We start from the raw sequence: 16163 nt of genomic DNA, 5'->3' as shown, positions 1-16163 counted from the left end.
CGTGCCCAGAGCACTATGCGTAAATTCCCTTTATGTCCAACCTGTGTGAACCGCCCCGGGTTTCCTGGAGAGTGTTTTATCTGTGAACTCAGGCTGCCAGATCATTGTTTCCGATGGAAGCATAATAAGCTTTTTCTGCTTCTGCCGGAGGAGTATGGCCCAGCCTTCCCAGCAATCGTCGATTGTTATACCAGTCCACCCACGTTAGTGTGGCCAGTTCCACTTCTGCACGGTTTTTCCAGCTCTTACGGTGTATTACCTCCGCTTTGTAAAGACCATTGATGCTCTCAGCCATCGCGTTGTCATACGAGTCGCCTGTACTCCCTGTTGATGCCAGTAATCCGGCTTCTTTTAGTCGCTCCGTATAGGCCAGTGACACATACTGAGAGCCTTTATCGCTGTGATGGATGGTGCCAGACGGACGACGGGCCCACAACGCCTGCTCCAGCGCATCCAGCACGAATGTCGTTTCCATAGACGATGAGACCCGCCACCCCACGATGTATCCGGCAAACACATCAATGATAAACGCCACATAGACGAAGCCCTGCCATGTGCTGACGTAAGTAAAATCAGCCACCCACAGCTGGTCAGGACGTTCTGCCACGAACTGACGGTTTACGCGGTCACCTGTGGCAACGGTTTTCCGGCTGACGGTAGTGCGGACCTTTTTACCCCGGAGAACACCGGCAAGTCCCATAACCGCCATGAGGCGCGCCACTGTACATCTGGCCACCCTGATTCCTTCCCGTAACAACTGACGCCAGACTTTACGCACACCGTACACCTGATGATTTTCATCGTATACGCGCTGTATCTCTCTCTTCAGCCAGTCATCGTGCTGCGCACGGGCACTGCGTTTATCCGGATGATGTCGCTGTTGCTGACAATGGTAATACGTTGACGGGGCAATATGCAGTTCGCTGCATACCGGTCCGACCCCGTACTGCTCACGCAGCTTATCCAGCAGTGGCATCATTTTTTCCAGAGGCGGTCGAACTCCGCCTTCGCAAAATAAGCGGAAGCCTGGCGAAGGATATCGTTACTGCGGCGCAGTTCACGATTTTCACGTTCCAGCTCTTTCAGACGCTGACGTTCAGCGCTGGTGAGCCCACCATCACCGCCCCCGGTATCCCGCTCATGCTGGCGAACCCAGACACGCAGAGTCTCCGGCGTACAGCCAATCTTTGGGGCAATGGAACAAATTGCCGCCCACTGTGAGTCATATTCATCCTGACTTTCCAGAACCATACGAATCGCCCGCTGACGGACTTCGGGGGAAAAACGAGTATTTTTAGTCATCCTGTTTACCTCTTTCTCAGGGAGTTTAGTCTCCAGGATTTCCGGGGCGGTTCATATCACACAGAAGGGACGCTGGGCTGTCACTATGCTATTTTTTATCAATGGCTTCGTCACCGGAGGTTGGGCTGTGCAAATTGCACAGCTTGTACCACGCTTTGGCGTGACCGACAAAGTGATCGGCCATTTAATTCTGATCTTCGGATTCGGTGCACTAACCATGATGCCCATATCAGGCATTCTGATGGAAAAGATGGGGACACAAATCGTAACGCGTATTTTTGCCCTTGCAGCCTCCCTGGCATTAATTCCGGTTGGTTTAGCCACCACCCCATTAGTGTTGATGCCAGCGTTATTTGTTCTTGGTGCGATGATTGGTGCCATGAATGTAGCGATGAACTCGAATGCCGTGGCGGTGGAGAGATCACTCTCACAAGCGATTTTATCCTCCTGCCATTGCTTCTGGAGTATCGGCCTATTTGCGGCGGGCTCGATAGGCGGCCATCTTGTTGAACAATTTGGCTTTTTGACGCATATCTTTTTGATTAGTGCCGTGGCCTTAATACTGACGCTGATTATCGCTCCGGCCATTTTTAAAGACATACAGACGGTTAAATCCACCAGCAGACAGACCACCCGGTTGCCTCGTTCTCCGGCGATTTATCTGATTGGATTGATGGCTTTTCTGGCCATGATCCCTGAATGCGCTGTTGTTGACTGGTCGTCACGCTATTTGATTAAAAATCTCAATGCAAAAACAGAAATCGCCAGCCTTGCCTTCGCCTGCTTTGCTGTAGCAATGGCCTTGTTTCGCTTTATGGGTGACGTGATCCGCAACCGCTTCGGCGCAATATTAATTATACGAATCTCCAGCTTACTGGCAGGCGCTAGCCTATTGTTGAGCGCACTGGCACACAATCCCTGGCAGGCGATCTGCGCATTTACCTTAGCGGGAATCGGCATCGCCAACCTTGTGCCCATTGTCTTTTCCGCAGCGGGAAATCAGCCCAATATTTCCACCAACACAGGAATGAGCATTGCCACAACCATTGGGTATTTAGGCACGCTAATGGCCCCTGCGCCTATTGGCTATATTGCGGAAATAACCGGTTTTCCAGTGGTTTATTGCGGACTAGCTTTCATGTCGGGAATTATCTTTTTGCTGGCACCACTGGTTCGGGGGGCAGAAATCTCTGTACAGCGGCAGCGAGCCTCAAACAAACACCAGAATACCGGAGCGTTGTAATTTCTGCCTGGCAAATACTGTGAAACGCTGACGCAAATTTTACTTTCCTGCGTATTGTCATCACAGGCCGTACAGACAGTGCGCGGTCTGTTGGCGGATCTGCCTGGTATTTTGCCGATGAACTGAGGGCGTCCTGCGGGATACGTATCGCCAGGGGCGTGAAACTAATTGATGAGGTGGCGGCATGATGCCGGCGGACTAGCATATCTGCCTTTCGCCGCCTGACATGTCCTTTGGGGCCGCTGTCAGTTCAGAGTAAAGGAGAAAAAGATCGATACCGAGGGGGGGCACGACGCCCCGGAGACACCCCTGTTTCGTCAGACAGTCTGTACCGCGTACAGCCTGAAACTCCCTAAACCTCAACAAACTGCCACTTCGACGTGAAGGTATCGTTCTGGCGCAGCCAAAAAGCACATGCCGGAGACTGTTTTTTTGGTTGTAGAGGGTAGTCATGAGCAAATTAAGTAGTGAAATGAAGGCCCTGACGAAGAAAGCAGGCGGCAGCTTCAAAACGGTATGAACCGCCCCGGAAATCCTGGAGACTAAACTCCCTGAGAAAGAGGTAAACAGGATGACTAAAAATACTCGTTTTTCCCCCGAAGTCCGTCAGCGGGCGATTCGTATGGTTCTGGAAAGTCAGGATGAATATGACTCACAGTGGGCGGCAATTTGTTCCATTGCCCCAAAGATTGGCTGTACGCCGGAGACTCTGCGTGTCTGGGTTCGCCAGCATGAGCGGGATACCGGGGGCGGTGATGGTGGGCTCACCAGCGCTGAACGTCAGCGTCTGAAAGAGCTGGAACGTGAAAATCGTGAACTGCGCCGCAGTAACGATATCCTTCGCCAGGCTTCCGCTTATTTTGCGAAGGCGGAGTTCGACCGCCTCTGGAAAAAATGATGCCACTGCTGGATAAGCTGCGTGAGCAGTACGGGGTCGGACCGGTATGCAGCGAACTGCATATTGCCCCGTCAACGTATTACCATTGTCAGCAACAGCGACATCATCCGGATAAACGCAGTGCCCGTGCGCAGCACGATGACTGGCTGAAGAGAGAGATACAGCGCGTATACGATGAAAATCATCAGGTGTACGGTGTGCGTAAAGTCTGGCGTCAGTTGTTACGGGAAGGAATCAGGGTGGCCAGATGTACAGTGGCGCGCCTCATGGCGGTTATGGGACTTGCCGGTGTTCTCCGGGGTAAAAAGGTCCGCACTACCGTCAGCCGGAAAACCGTTGCCACAGGTGACCGCGTAAACCGTCAGTTCGTGGCAGAACGTCCTGACCAGCTGTGGGTGGCTGATTTTACTTACGTCAGCACATGGCAGGGCTTCGTCTATGTGGCGTTTATCATTGATGTGTTTGCCGGATACATCGTGGGGTGGCGGGTCTCATCGTCTATGGAAACGACATTCGTGCTGGATGCGCTGGAGCAGGCGTTGTGGGCCCGTCGTCCGTCTGGCACCATCCATCACAGCGATAAAGGCTCTCAGTATGTGTCACTGGCCTATACGGAGCGACTAAAAGAAGCCGGATTACTGGCATCAACAGGGAGTACAGGCGACTCGTATGACAACGCGATGGCTGAGAGCATCAATGGTCTTTACAAAGCGGAGGTAATACACCGTAAGAGCTGGAAAAACCGTGCAGAAGTGGAACTGGCCACACTAACGTGGGTGGACTGGTATAACAATCGACGATTGCTGGGAAGGCTGGGCCATACTCCTCCGGCAGAAGCAGAAAAAGCTTATTATGCTTCCATCGGAAACAATGATCTGGCAGCCTGAGTTCACAGATAAAACACTCTCCAGGAAACCCGGGGCGGTTCAGTAAATGACCGTATCCATATTACAAAACGGTTCAGTGAGCATTTACGCGAACTGAACATCCAGATCCGGCGGGTATGCGCCAAGACTGACTCTGGATTCTTTTCCGTTGAAACGATATTTGAGATACCAGATGCGTGAACCGCCCGGATTGACGAGCAGATACAGACCGTGAGAGTCGGAGAGTTTTACCGGACGGGAAGAGGTTTTTAACTTGCGGATTTTAGAATCGTTTAAAGACATTTGGGGGTCACTCCAGAATCGAACCAAACTGACCCCAGATCTGACCACCAAATTATCCCGATGCGGAGAGAAAACCAGATACGCACCGGGGAGGATTTTCACGCTAACTTACTGAACCGTAAACAAATAGAGATGTACAGATAAGCATGAAAACTTGAATTTGGCTCCTCTGACTGGACTCGAACCAGTGACATACGGATTAACAGTCCGCCGTTCTACCGACTGAACTACAGAGGAATCGTGTGAACAGGGCGCATGTTACTTAGCGGTACCTTGTCTGTCAACACTAAATTTCATAAGTCATTTCAATTGGTTAATTAATCTGCAAAGTTGTTAATTAATGAACATTCGTCGCCGAAAACGAGTCTGTATCATTAGCGTGATGCAGTCTCTGCAAAGGATCTTGTTGATAAAATTGGCAGAAACGTTGCCACAATGAAGGGAAACGAGGAGCAAAAAGTTCTGGGGCGCTAAAGAAATATTCAGAAAGTACAGCAAAACACTCAGCAGGATCACTGGCAGCATAAGCATCAATGCTCGCCGCATTCTCGCCAACCAATTCGATTTCTTCCTGAATATTGTTCATTGCAGCATGAAGATCGTGTTCCCAGCCGGCAACCTCACGCAACGGAATAAAGGGAACTCCGCTGGCGCGATCGCCGTTACGGGTGTCCAGCTTATGAGCGACTTCATGAATAATCAGGTTAAAACCAGAAGCATCAAAAGAATCTTGTATATCCAACCAGTTCAAAACGATAGGCCCTTGCTGCCAGCTCTGACCTGACTGAACAATACGTTGGTTATGCACCAGACCGATATCGTCTTCCCATTCGTCATCGACCACAAATGGCGCAGGATAAATTAAGACTTCATGAAAACCATCCAGCCATTCCAGTCCTAACTCCAGAACGGGCAGGCAAAATAGAAGTGCTATCCGGCAGCTTCTTAATGAATCCAGCTCAAAGCCCTGTAAGGGAACAAGCCGTTTTTGCTGTAAAAAACGTTCAGCAAGAGTGACTAGTTTGCTTTGTTCCTGTTCTGTCAGGCACGTTAAAAGGGGAATCGATAGTGCTTCCTGCCAGGGAAGGGCAGTTTGATGTGCTGATTCTTGTACTTTCCAGGGCCACTTAATCATCGTTTTGCTCGCAAACTCGTCACTTGAACAAAATTGCACGGACAGGGACTGTTAAAATGCCAAATTTCCTGGCATCATGGCAACCATCTGAACGGAGAGATGCCGGAGCGGCTGAACGGACCGGTCTCGAAAACCGGAGTGGGGGCAACTCCACCGGGGGTTCAAATCCCCCTCTCTCCGCCAAAATTCAATCACTTACACATCATTAAGTCAGTGACAAAAATCACACTTGGAATTACTTGGAATATTTTCTTGGAATATTTTCAGGTAACGGGACATCAAGTGTTGGTGAAACTTTAACCTTCCTGTCATAGATTAGCACTTGCCCTTCGGTTTTGTGACCGGAGAAAAGTTGCTTATCCCGGCTGCTTCCTTCATAGTCTGAAATTCCTTTCGCCTTCAGATCATGAAAGGTGAAGTCGGTTAAAATACCTGAAATTTTGCCTGCGCGATTTCTTGCTTCTACCCACATTTCGTTAAAGCCTTTGTACATATATCGGTTGCCATATTGATTGCTTGAACCGCCCCGGAAATCCTGGAGACTAAACTCCCTGAGAAAGAGGTAAACAGGATGACTAAAAATACTCGTTTTTCCCCCGAAGTCCGTCAGCGGGCGATTCGTATGGTTCTGGAAAGTCAGGATGAATATGACTCACAGTGGGCGGCAATTTGTTCCATTGCCCCAAAGATTGGCTGTACGCCGGAGACTCTGCGTGTCTGGGTTCGCCAGCATGAGCGGGATACCGGGGGCGGTGATGGTGGGCTCACCAGCGCTGAACGTCAGCGTCTGAAAGAGCTGGAACGTGAAAATCGTGAACTGCGCCGCAGTAACGATATCCTTCGCCAGGCTTCCGCTTATTTTGCGAAGGCGGAGTTCGACCGCCTCTGGAAAAAATGATGCCACTGCTGGATAAGCTGCGTGAGCAGTACGGGGTCGGACCGGTATGCAGCGAACTGCATATTGCCCCGTCAACGTATTACCATTGTCAGCAACAGCGACATCATCCGGATAAACGCAGTGCCCGTGCGCAGCACGATGACTGGCTGAAGAGAGAGATACAGCGCGTATACGATGAAAATCATCAGGTGTACGGTGTGCGTAAAGTCTGGCGTCAGTTGTTACGGGAAGGAATCAGGGTGGCCAGATGTACAGTGGCGCGCCTCATGGCGGTTATGGGACTTGCCGGTGTTCTCCGGGGTAAAAAGGTCCGCACTACCGTCAGCCGGAAAACCGTTGCCACAGGTGACCGCGTAAACCGTCAGTTCGTGGCAGAACGTCCTGACCAGCTGTGGGTGGCTGATTTTACTTACGTCAGCACATGGCAGGGCTTCGTCTATGTGGCGTTTATCATTGATGTGTTTGCCGGATACATCGTGGGGTGGCGGGTCTCATCGTCTATGGAAACGACATTCGTGCTGGATGCGCTGGAGCAGGCGTTGTGGGCCCGTCGTCCGTCTGGCACCATCCATCACAGCGATAAAGGCTCTCAGTATGTGTCACTGGCCTATACGGAGCGACTAAAAGAAGCCGGATTACTGGCATCAACAGGGAGTACAGGCGACTCGTATGACAACGCGATGGCTGAGAGCATCAATGGTCTTTACAAAGCGGAGGTAATACACCGTAAGAGCTGGAAAAACCGTGCAGAAGTGGAACTGGCCACACTAACGTGGGTGGACTGGTATAACAATCGACGATTGCTGGGAAGGCTGGGCCATACTCCTCCGGCAGAAGCAGAAAAAGCTTATTATGCTTCCATCGGAAACAATGATCTGGCAGCCTGAGTTCACAGATAAAACACTCTCCAGGAAACCCGGGGCGGTTCAGCTGATTACATAGACGGATGCTGGTAACTGTTTTGCTTTTTCGATCGTCGCCTGTAATCGTGGACTCCATGCTTTTATCTGTTTTTTCCCTGTTTTCCCTTGCTGGATAAAGATCCCGTCGTTTCCAATCTGCTCCCATTTCAGCGATAACACATCGGAAACCCTCGCTGCACACAGATAGGCAATTTCCATTGCGATAAAAACAGGAAGAGGTGCAACGCTTAATACTGCCTGGTATTCTTTGTCGGTTACATATCGTTCGCGGTTTTTGGCCTTGAATTTACTTACACCTGCACATGGGTTAGCCTTCACGTATCCTCGCTCATACCCCCAACTGTAAACGCGGGACATACTGCTTTTTTCATGGTTGGCTTGCGTTTTACTCTGCTCCCCTCTTTTGTCCATGTATCGACGGATGTGTTCTGGTTTTATGGAATCCGCTGGTACCTTACCGAATACGGCAAGCAACTTTTTTTGATGTTGCAGATAATCTTTTTGTGTTCTTGGACTAAGGTCACTGTAATAGGCGCTGGCGAGGAATTTTTCCCACAAGCGACCGAATGTCATTGCACGATCGTGATTATTTACAGTTTCCTCATACTTTTTCCATAAAGCAGCTAAACCATCCTTGATGGCGGTTAGTGTGACAGATTCTCTGGATGTTGGTTTCCATACATAACTATATTTATTTGGGTATACATTTGGAGGTAATTTTTCGTGTTCAGGATTTTTCCTTCGTCTTCCCATCAGATTGCACCAAAATTCGGCTCTACCTCGCGTGGTGGTAAAGTTTTATTGCAGGTAAATAGATCCCGGCTGACAATCGGTTTGCCACTACGATTGGTATAGAACGGAAGCCCGTTTTCCATTAACCATTTTCGCTGGTGGCTTGCATATTTGCAGCCTGTTAATATTAGCAATTCATCTTCGGTTAAAAATAAGCTGCTCATAACCATATCTCATAACCGCCGCTAACTATATACGGTTAGCGGCAATTAGGGTTGAACATTAAAAATCAGCCTGACTCGGGATCAGTTTTTGCCAGATAGCTGAAACGTATTTTGCCTGGTAACGAGCGTCATCAAGTGCATTATGGTGCTCACCTTCGAATGGGATAGCAGTTCTGGCATCGAAGTCTATGGCTTTCCCCAGCTCAACGATTGTGCGTACATCGCGATCGTTGTAGTAACGCCACGGGCAGGGGATCCCCTGCCGTTCGTATGAACGGCGCAAAATCGTGTTGTCGAAGTTGGCTCCATTTCCCCAAACCTGAACAAAAAATTCACCGGAGTTTTCGTCGATAAATTCCCGCAATTGTAACAGTGCATCATCTAACGGGATTTCATCGGTCATAATGGCAGATTGCGCTTCGCGTGATTGCTTAAGCCACCATTTAATGGTGTCCCGATCAATGACTCCGCCAGCAGTTTCCAGATCGATAGTCTTACTAAATTCCGGTCCCATATCTCCGGTTTGCGGATCGAAAAATATTGCACCTATTGAGATGATCGGGGCATCAGGATTTTTTCCCATGGTTTCAAGGTCGATCATTAGATGGTCACACGTCCTGCTGGTGGATGTGATTTTGTGATGACCGTTCACCTTAATTAAGTGATCTGCCGTCTCGCCAGTTTCATTATCGCTATTGTGATGCTGATTGCCGCCAGTGTTCTCCTTGTGTGGATGTTCAGCGCCTTCCATTTCCTCCGGATCATCTTCCTGAACTTCAACCTGATACTCTTCATCGAATGTTTCCTGGTATGTTGCGTCGCCCATCACCGCGCCACAATCAGGGCAGTTGCCGCCGCCGATCTGACCGCAGGCGGTGCAGACTTTTTCCACTTCCTGTTGCGCCACTGGTTCAGGCTGTTTCGTTTCTGGCTCGTTTTGTAACGCATTTGGGCTGTTTTGTTCCGCTTTTTGGTTGTTCCGTTCCGATTCATGCTGGTTCTGGTTCACAGAATCGCGGGTCTGGATCCCCTTAACCCATTTCGGATCATTCGGGTCACTAATCCCTTCAACAAATTCACCACGTGATGCAGCAAGCAACTTATCGGCGTCAGGCTGGCTGATATTGGCTGCCTGCATAATTTTGTTTACTTCGTCAGCGGTAACTTTTATCGGCTCTGGTTGTTCTGAATCTTCAGCGGTATCTACATTTTGCGGTAAGCCCGTGTATGTGCCATTTTTTCGGGCAAAATATTCTTCTTTTGTGATTTCAGTGGCGCCAGCAGCCAGTGCCTTATCCAGACCAGAAAGTTTGTTTGCGCGACCGTATTTTTCTCCGTCCTTATCTGCGAAGAGGAAATAGAACGGCCCCTCACGCTCTACAGATGGTTCAGCTTCCGGCGCGGTTTCATTTTTTGGGATATCAGATACCTCGGTTTCCACTGCATCAGTTTGTGTTTCTGATGACTGGAGAACATCAACAGTGCCCGGGTCTGTTTCTTCATTCTCAAACACGCCCTTTGTCGTCAGGTATTCGCAGATATATTTGTTCAGTGCTACGGGATCTTTGTGAATGTCGATCGGACGCTCACGGACAAGGCCAAAAATAGTTTGGCGGTCGTAGCGAAGGGCATCAGGCTGTTTGCGCATTGATGCCGAGATACGCTTCCAGTCTTCGCGGTCGTTGTCGATAACTTCTTTTTTTGCCCAGCGATGGATGCTGCCGTCAATGTTTCCGGCATCCACATCACCAGGCCAGAGAGCGTAGGCCAGTTCGTCATCCAGTGTTTTCCATGTCTGCTTGTATTCGCGATGAATGGCAGCAATGACCGGGCTGATTTTTCCTGTTGAATTTTCAGTGTACTGTTGATTGGCTTTGGCGCGGGCGAGATCAACAACAGACGTGTATTTTCCGGTTTCCTTGCGTTCACCTTCGCGACGTTTTTTCCAGATGCGCATCTCTGCCTGAATTTCGGGCCATTTAGCACCAGGAATACATTTATGCTTAACCCACCCAATGGCGTGCAACTTAAGCTCCGGATACATGGCGTTAACTTCTGGCATTTTCATCAACGCTTCAACGATATGTCCGTCGAATGTTGCCATGTCTTCCTGCAACAATTCCTGTGCGCTAATAACCATATCAACGGTGATGTTTTCACATGTGTCGAACTTAACCATGACAGCGTTCTGTACTTCAGGGGCCAGCTTGTCAAAAGTGACGTTCATCGGATCGGATTCAGTCTCAACCGGGACAAAAGAAGCAGACTCCTCATCCCAGCGGTTTTCCTGCATATATTCAGCATCCCATGAATCGAGGGCAGGGCGGGGTATGCCAGGTTTATCCTCGCAGACAATAAATTTATAAGCGCAGTCCTGAGCAGCCGGATAATGTTCCAGGAATTGCCAGTGAAATTTTGCTCGAGCACGGCGTTCGTCGCCAGCTTCAATGGCTGTGGCTACAGCCACAGCGCCTTCTTCCCTTGTTGCCAGTTCGTCAGGAATAGCGGCGCAAATAAAGACTTTACTCATTTTGTTTTACCTCATTACAGATTTAAGGGTGAACAAGTCCCTGCCATTGCTGGCATATAAAAATGAAACCGGATATTAATTACGGTGCTGTTTTAAGTCCTGCCGGGATTTCGTTATTGTCCATGTGAATAACTTTATCGACCGGATAACAGTTACCGGGAATTTTCTGTTCCGCTGCGGCAGCCATGCATTCTTTCATTGAGTCGTATATGCCAGTAACCATGTCAACCGGTTCACCGGAAACAAGAAAAACCGTCAGAACAAGTGCAAATGTGGTATTCATTGCCAGCATCCTTTTTGCATCAGACGTAAACGGGCCAGCATTGAAACAATGCATATTTGATTTAATAGCTCCCGTTCGTGTTTTCTCTTATTAATGGCATCTTCAGTAAATACAGGGTTACTGATTTTGACACCAATTTCAAAACAACCTTCAGATGTATTGACGTTTGGTAATAACGTTTCCATTATCGCGCCCTCAACAATGAATTTTGTGATGCGGTGCCTGGTGCCTCCAGGTGACGTTAACCAGTTAACAATTAACGCCGGATACAGAGAACCCACCCATAAGAACCAATACGGAAGTCAACTGGCCTTTTTAACTGTTCCGCGTGCGCTGAGCCGCATTCACCGCATCACAAAATTCACTTTAAAAAGGGCGGACATCAGCCAGCAATGAAACTGATGCCGCCAAAAGGTAATCAACATGGGTTGTTGCAGCGGGGTTGTCACTCAGGCGTATGGTCAACCTGACAACCCGGTGTTATCTCGAGGAAAGGATAGCCTCGCCATACTTACCGCCGCGCCATTTCGCGGAGTGCCACAACCGGAAGCGCACGGTCGAATTAAATTTAACGACACCGTACAGTGAGACGAACTTCGCCGTGCGCTTCCGTGTTATGCCCTGACTTTTCAGGGATATATCCTTTCAGTAAACTGTCAGTGCCGGATTCTTATCCGTGTCCGGCGCACGACTACACGTGGCAGCGTGTTGGTCTCCACTTTTAACCCAGAACCTAAATGGAGGATAAAATGCCAAACAGACCAATACATCCGCTTATTGAAAAACAGATTGAATGTCTGGTTAATCAACTCAGGCAATCAGGATTATTAAAAACTCATTCAGAGCTAGGGCTCACAGAATCGGCACTCGACGATAAATTAAACAATGCGCTTTATAATGGCATCATTGATTACAATCGTGGTGCTGGTCGCCGTGGCCCTGCTGGCACCGCTTTGTAATTACCAGTTAATCCATAGCGGATAGTGTTCAGCATAAATATAGTTATACACATCCAGGTTGTATTTGCGGTCTGCCCTTAGCAGGTCGCAAATACACGCCGCAGCTTCCAGGGCAGCAGCTTTGTTGCTGAATAACCATGTGGCAACATTCCGCTCCAACGCTCCAGCAGGACCAGATACCACGAAGGAGCCGTTGGTGTTGCCATCAAATACATCCATTTCCAGATTTTTACGCAATGCCTGGTGAATTCTTGCCAGGTATTCAGTCGGAATTTCGCCACGAATTCGGATAAGGTTGTCATAAACAAACATGTTCCCCGCATATGGCGATTTTTCTTTCTTGTTTTTTAAACCTGCATCATGAGCAAACTGATCAATTTCTTCTTCCGTTGGTTTCGTATTGATGTTTTGCACTGTCGTTTCTGCAATTTTCTTAGCCGCACTCTCTGAGTCGTATTTATTTACAGACGCACAGAAATACAATCCGGTAAACGCATCGCGCACATTACGAGCCATATTATCAATGTCTTTCTTCGTTGCAGATTCTAATTCAACTTCATTCAGACGTTGGTGAAGTGCATGTGCTGCAATTTCCTGGATTTCTTTTGGTAAATCTTTAAATTCCATCTTTAACCCCGTTAGCCGTTAGATTTTGCCGAACTGGAAAGCGCCTGTTTAAACTCACTGAAGCTGAGAGCTTCTTCGCCTTCGGCAAGACCTTCGAAGTATTCTTCGTAAGCCTTTTCCATGATTGTGTCGAAATCCATATCACTCACCTGAGTTTCTTTCCAGCCAGCGACGGGCACCATTTTCGGTTTTAAACGTTTTGCTTTTGGTATACGTCATCGCGGTGAACGTACCGTCCTGGTTGGGGAACACGCCACATACCAGAGATTCGCTGTTGCCAAGATCGATAGTATCCATGCTGACCTCATTTCCCCTTAACGCCGGGGTAGCGGAACTGTTTGCTGAGAACACCGTGCGGTGTCTTGATGAGTAGAATTTAGAATAACCTAAGAATGCTGGTCAAGCTTTTTATGTAGAAAAACCTAAGTTTCTTGATGTGAAAAACACAAGTATTTGAAAGTTTGTGCTTTTTATTACAGAGAGTGGCGAAAAAAGGGGGGGTTATTTATTTGCGCTTCTTTTGCGAGCTTTGAGTAGTTCTTCAAAAAGTTTGTTGAAATTCTCAACTCGAGCACGCATCTCTGACAACAGAGCCTTTTGCTCTGACTCAGGCAGTGCGTCGAACAGTTGAAGCAACTCTTTTTGATCTTCTGTCAGATTGACTGGCTGATTATCTGGGATCGGTTCGCCTGGTTGCTTATCTTCATCTCCAAAAAGAAGCCAAGTCGGCGAGCACTGAAGCGCCTGGCTCAGTGCGAATAATCTCTTCCCCGCTGGCTGTGTTTCATCTCTTTCCCATTGAGAGATTGTTACGTGAGCCACTTTGACCAGCTTACCTAATGCGGCCTGAGACAGTTTTAATTTTTTACGCCTATATAAGAGGCGAGCACCGAAGGTTTCGTTTTTCATATTAGGTAATTCTAATTTTTCTTGACTTAGGTTTCTCTACGATCTAGTTTCCTTAGGAAAATCTAAGGAGTTCGATATGTTGAAAATTGATGCTATAGCGTTTTTTGGCAGCAAAACAAAGCTTGCCAATGCCGCAGGAGTTAGGCTGGCAAGCGTTGCTGCATGGGGGAAACTGGTTCCTGAAGGTCGCGCGATGCGTCTACAGGAGGCATCTGGCGGTGAGCTTCAGTATGATCCCAAAGTTTATGACGAATATCGTAAGACGAAGCGGGCAGGGCGGTTGAACAATGAAAATCACTCCTGAACAGGCTCGTGAGGCTCTGGATGCCTGGATATGTCGACCAGGTATGACACAGGAGCGGGCGACGATATTAATCACTGAAGCATTCTGGGCTATGAAAGAACGCCCGAACATCGATGTTCAGCGTGTCACATCTGAAGGTGGCGCGGTTGATCAGCGAGCGCTTGGCGTTAATCGAGTGAAGATATTCGAACGCTGGAAGGCTATCGACACTAGGGATAAGCGTGAAAAGTTCACAGCGCTAGTGCCTGCAATTATGGAGGCTATCCGGATTAGTGATTTCAGGTTGTATCGTGAGATCAGTGATGGAAAAAGTATTACGTATATGATCGCCGGGTTAAACAAAGAATATGGCGATGTGGTGGAGTCCGGGCTGCTTTTTGCGGATCCAGCTGTTGTGGAACGTGAGACTGACGAGCTTATAGAAAAAGCTATTGCTTTCAAGCACGCGTATCGTCAGCAATACCAATATTACTTTGCAGATAAACAAATGTCTGCCAGGAGTTCGTATGAGTATCGATGCACTACGATGGGCTAAAAAGGTGAAAACCGGCAGTTCATCCAGTAAGTCAGTATTGACCTGGCTTGCTGATATGTGCGGTGCCGATTTGTGTGCATACCCGTCTGTATCTGCACTGGCAGAAGTAACGGAACTGAACAAAAAGACTGTGCAGGACAGCTTACGACACCTGATGGAGATTGGGTTAATTGTTGATACCGGTGAGAGAAAAGGCCGAACAAAGCAAATTGTGGTGTACCGACTTATCGGTGTTGAAGAAAGTGTTGCCGAGCCTGAATACCCCCAAAAACGGGGGGCTTTAAAGGTGGGTAAAATTGGTACTGTTAATAAGAACAGTACTGAAAATGGTTATGTTTCAGCACAAAACAGACCCAAAAACGGAACTCTTAGATGCATGGAAAATAACCAAAGACACCCAAATTTTCCATCAAAGACACCCAAAAACGGATCACGGAACCCAAAGGAACCCAAAGATCTAAACCCCACACATAACTCACGCGAGAGTGCTCCGACCTGTGAGCAGGAAGTTTTGTCGTTACAGGCTGCACCCCCTGTATTCCTGGATGGCCTGAGCGAACCCATCGGAAAATTTCCGATGACCGATAGCTGGTATCCGTCACGGGATTTTCGACGACGGGCTGCGTTGTGGGGGATAGCTTTGCCGGAGACAGAATTTACACCTGCTGAACTTGCCGCCTTCCGGGACTACTGGGCAGCGGAGGGGAAAGTGTTTACGCAGATTCAGTGGGAGCAGAAATTCGCCCGTCACGTAAATCACGTCAGGGCGCAGGTTAAACCAGTCAGCAAGGGGGTAAACCATGCAGCAGCACCAGGTGGCACCGCATCACGGGCAGTTCAGGAAATTCGGGCAGCACGTGAGCAGTGGGAACGTGAAAACGGATTTATCAGCGACGGAAACGGCCTGGAAGCTGTGGGAACTCATGGGGGAGGTTTATTCGAACCGCTGGACCCAGAAGAACGGGGCCGCACCTTCGAAGCTCTGGATTGCACAGATTGGCGCGATGACTGAGCAGCAAATCCGACAGGTCTGCCGCCAGTGCATGGACCGCTGCCGGGCGGGTGAAACATGGCCTCCGGACCTGGCTGAGTTTGTGGCGCTGATTTCGGAAAGCGGAGCCAATCCATTCGGTCTGACGGTGGATGCTGTGATGGAGGAGTACCGCCGCTGGCGCAATGAGTCCTGGCGATACGACGGAAGTGATAAGTACCCGTGGTCTCAGCCTGTGCTGTATCACATTTGCCTCGAGATGCGTTCAAAGGGAATTGAGCGCCAGATGACCGAAGGGGAATTAAAACGGCTTGCAGAACGGCAGCTGACGAAATGGGCAAAGCATGTTAGTAACGGCCTGAGCGTTCCGCCAGTCCGGCGACAACTGGCGGCACCCAAACGCCCGTCGGGGCCAACGCCAATTGAGTTGCTGAAACAGGAATATGAACGCCGGAAAGCGGCTGGGTTTGTTTGAGTTGAGAAGTAATTTTTATCGGGAGG

At 48.9% G+C, this 16163-nt stretch carries 19 protein-coding genes, 2 tRNA genes, 4 pseudogenes and 3 other annotated features; of the genes and pseudogenes, 11 read left to right on the top strand and 14 right to left on the bottom strand.

Annotated elements, in window-relative coordinates; genetic code table 11:
• Nucleotides 1-88 precede the first annotated feature (88 nt).
• Nucleotides 89-1302, bottom strand: a protein-coding gene (locus QUF14_RS12525; protein ID WP_371829233.1) for an IS3 family transposase whose coding sequence is annotated in 2 segments (ribosomal slippage) — nucleotides 89-1014 and nucleotides 1014-1302 — 1215 coding nt in all. Because the reading frame shifts where the segments join, the coding sequence is not laid out codon by codon here.
• Nucleotides 905-1021 (bottom strand) — a sequence feature (AL1L pseudoknot). Its footprint overlaps the gene before it by 117 nt.
• A gap of 85 nt (nucleotides 1303-1387) precedes the next feature.
• Here QUF14_RS12525 and QUF14_RS12520 point away from each other — a divergent pair.
• The 4 genes and pseudogenes from QUF14_RS12520 to QUF14_RS29035 all read left to right on the top strand — a co-directional run.
• Nucleotides 1388-2545, top strand: a complete 1158-nt coding sequence (locus QUF14_RS12520; RefSeq protein ID WP_100733676.1) for an MFS transporter — start codon at nucleotides 1388-1390, stop codon at nucleotides 2543-2545.
• Between the two features lie 451 nt (nucleotides 2546-2996).
• Nucleotides 2997-3065: a phage integrase N-terminal domain-containing protein gene (locus QUF14_RS12515; protein ID WP_283936783.1), complete on the top strand. Its 69-nt coding sequence runs from the start codon at nucleotides 2997-2999 to the stop codon at nucleotides 3063-3065.
• 51 nt (nucleotides 3066-3116) lie between these two features.
• Nucleotides 3117-4330, top strand: a protein-coding gene (locus QUF14_RS12510; protein ID WP_371829233.1) for an IS3 family transposase whose coding sequence is annotated in 2 segments (ribosomal slippage) — nucleotides 3117-3405 and nucleotides 3405-4330 — 1215 coding nt in all. Because the reading frame shifts where the segments join, the coding sequence is not laid out codon by codon here.
• Nucleotides 3398-3514, top strand: a sequence feature (AL1L pseudoknot). It overlaps the preceding gene by 117 nt.
• Nucleotides 4327-4447: pseudogene (locus QUF14_RS29035) on the top strand (phage integrase N-terminal domain-containing protein); the annotation flags it as partial. The gene QUF14_RS12510 and the pseudogene QUF14_RS29035, both read left to right, overlap by 4 nt.
• Here the strand turns inward: QUF14_RS29035 and QUF14_RS12505 are convergent.
• From QUF14_RS12505 to mtfA, 3 genes and pseudogenes are all read right to left on the bottom strand, one after another.
• Nucleotides 4442-4612, bottom strand: a pseudogene (locus QUF14_RS12505) (Arm DNA-binding domain-containing protein); the annotation flags it as partial. The pseudogenes QUF14_RS29035 and QUF14_RS12505 overlap by 6 nt on opposite strands.
• Nucleotides 4613-4773: 161 nt before the next feature.
• A tRNA-Asn gene (locus QUF14_RS12500) sits at nucleotides 4774-4849 on the bottom strand.
• Between the two features lie 100 nt (nucleotides 4850-4949).
• Nucleotides 4950-5747, bottom strand: coding sequence for a DgsA anti-repressor MtfA (gene mtfA, locus QUF14_RS12495; protein WP_001302302.1), 798 nt, complete (start codon nucleotides 5745-5747; stop codon nucleotides 4950-4952).
• Between the two features lie 93 nt (nucleotides 5748-5840).
• Between mtfA and QUF14_RS12490 the strand changes: the two genes are divergently transcribed.
• Nucleotides 5841-5930 (top strand) — tRNA-Ser (locus QUF14_RS12490).
• 27 nt (nucleotides 5931-5957) lie between these two features.
• On the opposite strand, the pseudogene QUF14_RS12485 reads toward QUF14_RS12490, so the two are convergent.
• A pseudogene (locus QUF14_RS12485) lies at nucleotides 5958-6264 on the bottom strand (site-specific integrase); the annotation flags it as partial.
• Between the two features lie 54 nt (nucleotides 6265-6318).
• On the opposite strand from QUF14_RS12485, the gene QUF14_RS12480 reads away from it, so the two are divergent.
• A protein-coding gene (locus tag QUF14_RS12480; protein ID WP_371829233.1) for an IS3 family transposase occupies nucleotides 6319-7532 on the top strand; the annotation gives its coding sequence in 2 pieces (ribosomal slippage) (nucleotides 6319-6607 and nucleotides 6607-7532; 1215 coding nt in all).
• Nucleotides 6600-6716 (top strand) — a sequence feature (AL1L pseudoknot). (Overlaps the previous gene by 117 nt.)
• A 42-nt stretch (nucleotides 7533-7574) precedes the next feature.
• Here the strand turns inward: QUF14_RS12480 and QUF14_RS12475 are convergent.
• From QUF14_RS12475 to dicB, 5 genes and pseudogenes are all read right to left on the bottom strand, one after another.
• Nucleotides 7575-8321 (bottom strand): annotated as a pseudogene (locus QUF14_RS12475) (tyrosine-type recombinase/integrase); the annotation flags it as partial.
• A complete protein-coding gene (locus QUF14_RS12470; protein WP_000096344.1) occupies nucleotides 8321-8524 on the bottom strand; it encodes a DUF4224 domain-containing protein in 204 nt (67 codons plus the stop codon). The gene QUF14_RS12470 and the pseudogene QUF14_RS12475, both read right to left, overlap by 1 nt.
• A 58-nt stretch (nucleotides 8525-8582) precedes the next feature.
• Nucleotides 8583-11054 (bottom strand): 3'-5' exonuclease, encoded by a 2472-nt coding sequence (locus QUF14_RS12465; protein ID WP_100733678.1) that lies wholly within the window; start codon nucleotides 11052-11054, stop codon nucleotides 8583-8585.
• A gap of 79 nt (nucleotides 11055-11133) precedes the next feature.
• Nucleotides 11134-11337 (bottom strand): DUF1482 family protein, encoded by a 204-nt coding sequence (locus QUF14_RS12460; RefSeq protein ID WP_197358863.1) that lies wholly within the window; start codon nucleotides 11335-11337, stop codon nucleotides 11134-11136.
• Entirely contained in the window at nucleotides 11334-11522 is a 189-nt protein-coding gene (gene dicB / locus QUF14_RS12455; protein WP_000449178.1) for a cell division inhibition protein DicB, read from the bottom strand. Before dicB ends, QUF14_RS12460 begins: the two co-directional genes overlap by 4 nt.
• 564 nt (nucleotides 11523-12086) lie before the next feature.
• Between dicB and QUF14_RS12450 the strand changes: the two genes are divergently transcribed.
• A complete protein-coding gene (locus QUF14_RS12450) occupies nucleotides 12087-12296 on the top strand; it encodes a hypothetical protein (protein ID WP_197358862.1) in 210 nt (69 codons plus the stop codon).
• On the opposite strand, the gene QUF14_RS12445 is transcribed toward QUF14_RS12450, so the two are convergent.
• The 4 genes from QUF14_RS12445 to QUF14_RS12430 form a co-directional block, all read right to left on the bottom strand.
• Nucleotides 12297-12923: a hypothetical protein gene (locus QUF14_RS12445; RefSeq protein ID WP_197358861.1), complete on the bottom strand. Its 627-nt coding sequence runs from the start codon at nucleotides 12921-12923 to the stop codon at nucleotides 12297-12299.
• A gap of 11 nt (nucleotides 12924-12934) precedes the next feature.
• The gene (gene ydfB, locus QUF14_RS12440) at nucleotides 12935-13063 is read right to left on the bottom strand and encodes a protein YdfB (protein WP_000344964.1); all 129 of its coding nucleotides are present in this window, start codon (nucleotides 13061-13063) and stop codon (nucleotides 12935-12937) included.
• Nucleotide 13064: 1 nt separating this feature from the next.
• Complete coding sequence (locus tag QUF14_RS12435) at nucleotides 13065-13220, bottom strand: DUF1391 family protein (protein WP_000379589.1); 156 nt, start codon at nucleotides 13218-13220, stop codon at nucleotides 13065-13067.
• Nucleotides 13221-13424: 204 nt separating this feature from the next.
• Nucleotides 13425-13832: a helix-turn-helix domain-containing protein gene (locus tag QUF14_RS12430; RefSeq protein ID WP_000787428.1), complete on the bottom strand. Its 408-nt coding sequence runs from the start codon at nucleotides 13830-13832 to the stop codon at nucleotides 13425-13427.
• Nucleotides 13833-13908: 76 nt separating this feature from the next.
• Between QUF14_RS12430 and QUF14_RS12425 the strand changes: the two genes are divergently transcribed.
• Genes QUF14_RS12425 through QUF14_RS12410 form a run of 4 tightly spaced genes read left to right on the top strand, consistent with a single transcriptional unit; the run spans nucleotide 13909 to nucleotide 16137 of the window.
• Nucleotides 13909-14136, top strand: a complete 228-nt coding sequence (locus tag QUF14_RS12425) for a dicB transcriptional regulator DicC (protein ID WP_040090504.1) — start codon at nucleotides 13909-13911, stop codon at nucleotides 14134-14136.
• Nucleotides 14120-14671, top strand: coding sequence for a toxin YdaT family protein (locus QUF14_RS12420; RefSeq protein WP_040090503.1), 552 nt, complete (start codon nucleotides 14120-14122; stop codon nucleotides 14669-14671). The genes QUF14_RS12425 and QUF14_RS12420 overlap by 17 nt, the downstream gene beginning before the upstream one ends.
• Nucleotides 14643-15683, top strand: coding sequence for a DnaT-like ssDNA-binding domain-containing protein (locus QUF14_RS12415; RefSeq protein WP_040090501.1), 1041 nt, complete (start codon nucleotides 14643-14645; stop codon nucleotides 15681-15683). Before QUF14_RS12420 ends, QUF14_RS12415 begins: the two co-directional genes overlap by 29 nt.
• The gene (locus QUF14_RS12410; RefSeq protein ID WP_021502050.1) at nucleotides 15676-16137 is read left to right on the top strand and encodes a replication protein P; all 462 of its coding nucleotides are present in this window, start codon (nucleotides 15676-15678) and stop codon (nucleotides 16135-16137) included. The genes QUF14_RS12415 and QUF14_RS12410 overlap by 8 nt, the downstream gene beginning before the upstream one ends.
• Nucleotides 16138-16163 lie beyond the last annotated feature (26 nt).

Source organism: Escherichia sp. HH091_1A (genome assembly GCF_030295175.1).
Taxonomy (GTDB): domain Bacteria; phylum Pseudomonadota; class Gammaproteobacteria; order Enterobacterales; family Enterobacteriaceae; genus Escherichia; species Escherichia coli_F.
The sequence above is the reverse complement of the archived record's forward strand: the minus strand, read 5'-3'. Positions and strand labels throughout refer to the sequence as shown.

What these genes read in the sequence shown, in the direction of transcription:
- QUF14_RS12435 (WP_000379589.1), bottom strand. Translation starts at nt 13,220, where the DNA reads ATGGATACTATCGATCTTGGCAACAGCGAATCTCTGGTATGTGGCGTG.
- QUF14_RS12430 (WP_000787428.1), bottom strand. Translation starts at nt 13,832, where the DNA reads ATGAAAAACGAAACCTTCGGTGCTCGCCTCTTATATAGGCGTAAAAAA.
- QUF14_RS12465 (WP_100733678.1), bottom strand. Translation starts at nt 11,054, where the DNA reads ATGAGTAAAGTCTTTATTTGCGCCGCTATTCCTGACGAACTGGCAACA.
- QUF14_RS12410 (WP_021502050.1), top strand. Translation starts at nt 15,676, where the DNA reads ATGACTGAGCAGCAAATCCGACAGGTCTGCCGCCAGTGCATGGACCGC.
- mtfA (WP_001302302.1), bottom strand. Translation starts at nt 5,747, where the DNA reads ATGATTAAGTGGCCCTGGAAAGTACAAGAATCAGCACATCAAACTGCC.
- dicB (WP_000449178.1), bottom strand. Translation starts at nt 11,522, where the DNA reads ATGGAAACGTTATTACCAAACGTCAATACATCTGAAGGTTGTTTTGAA.
- QUF14_RS12420 (WP_040090503.1), top strand. Translation starts at nt 14,120, where the DNA reads ATGAAAATCACTCCTGAACAGGCTCGTGAGGCTCTGGATGCCTGGATA.
- QUF14_RS12450 (WP_197358862.1), top strand. Translation starts at nt 12,087, where the DNA reads ATGCCAAACAGACCAATACATCCGCTTATTGAAAAACAGATTGAATGT.
- QUF14_RS12520 (WP_100733676.1), top strand. Translation starts at nt 1,388, where the DNA reads ATGCTATTTTTTATCAATGGCTTCGTCACCGGAGGTTGGGCTGTGCAA.
- QUF14_RS12425 (WP_040090504.1), top strand. Translation starts at nt 13,909, where the DNA reads ATGTTGAAAATTGATGCTATAGCGTTTTTTGGCAGCAAAACAAAGCTT.
- ydfB (WP_000344964.1), bottom strand. Translation starts at nt 13,063, where the DNA reads ATGGATTTCGACACAATCATGGAAAAGGCTTACGAAGAATACTTCGAA.
- QUF14_RS12460 (WP_197358863.1), bottom strand. Translation starts at nt 11,337, where the DNA reads ATGAATACCACATTTGCACTTGTTCTGACGGTTTTTCTTGTTTCCGGT.
- QUF14_RS12470 (WP_000096344.1), bottom strand. Translation starts at nt 8,524, where the DNA reads ATGAGCAGCTTATTTTTAACCGAAGATGAATTGCTAATATTAACAGGC.
- QUF14_RS12415 (WP_040090501.1), top strand. Translation starts at nt 14,643, where the DNA reads ATGAGTATCGATGCACTACGATGGGCTAAAAAGGTGAAAACCGGCAGT.
- QUF14_RS12445 (WP_197358861.1), bottom strand. Translation starts at nt 12,923, where the DNA reads ATGGAATTTAAAGATTTACCAAAAGAAATCCAGGAAATTGCAGCACAT.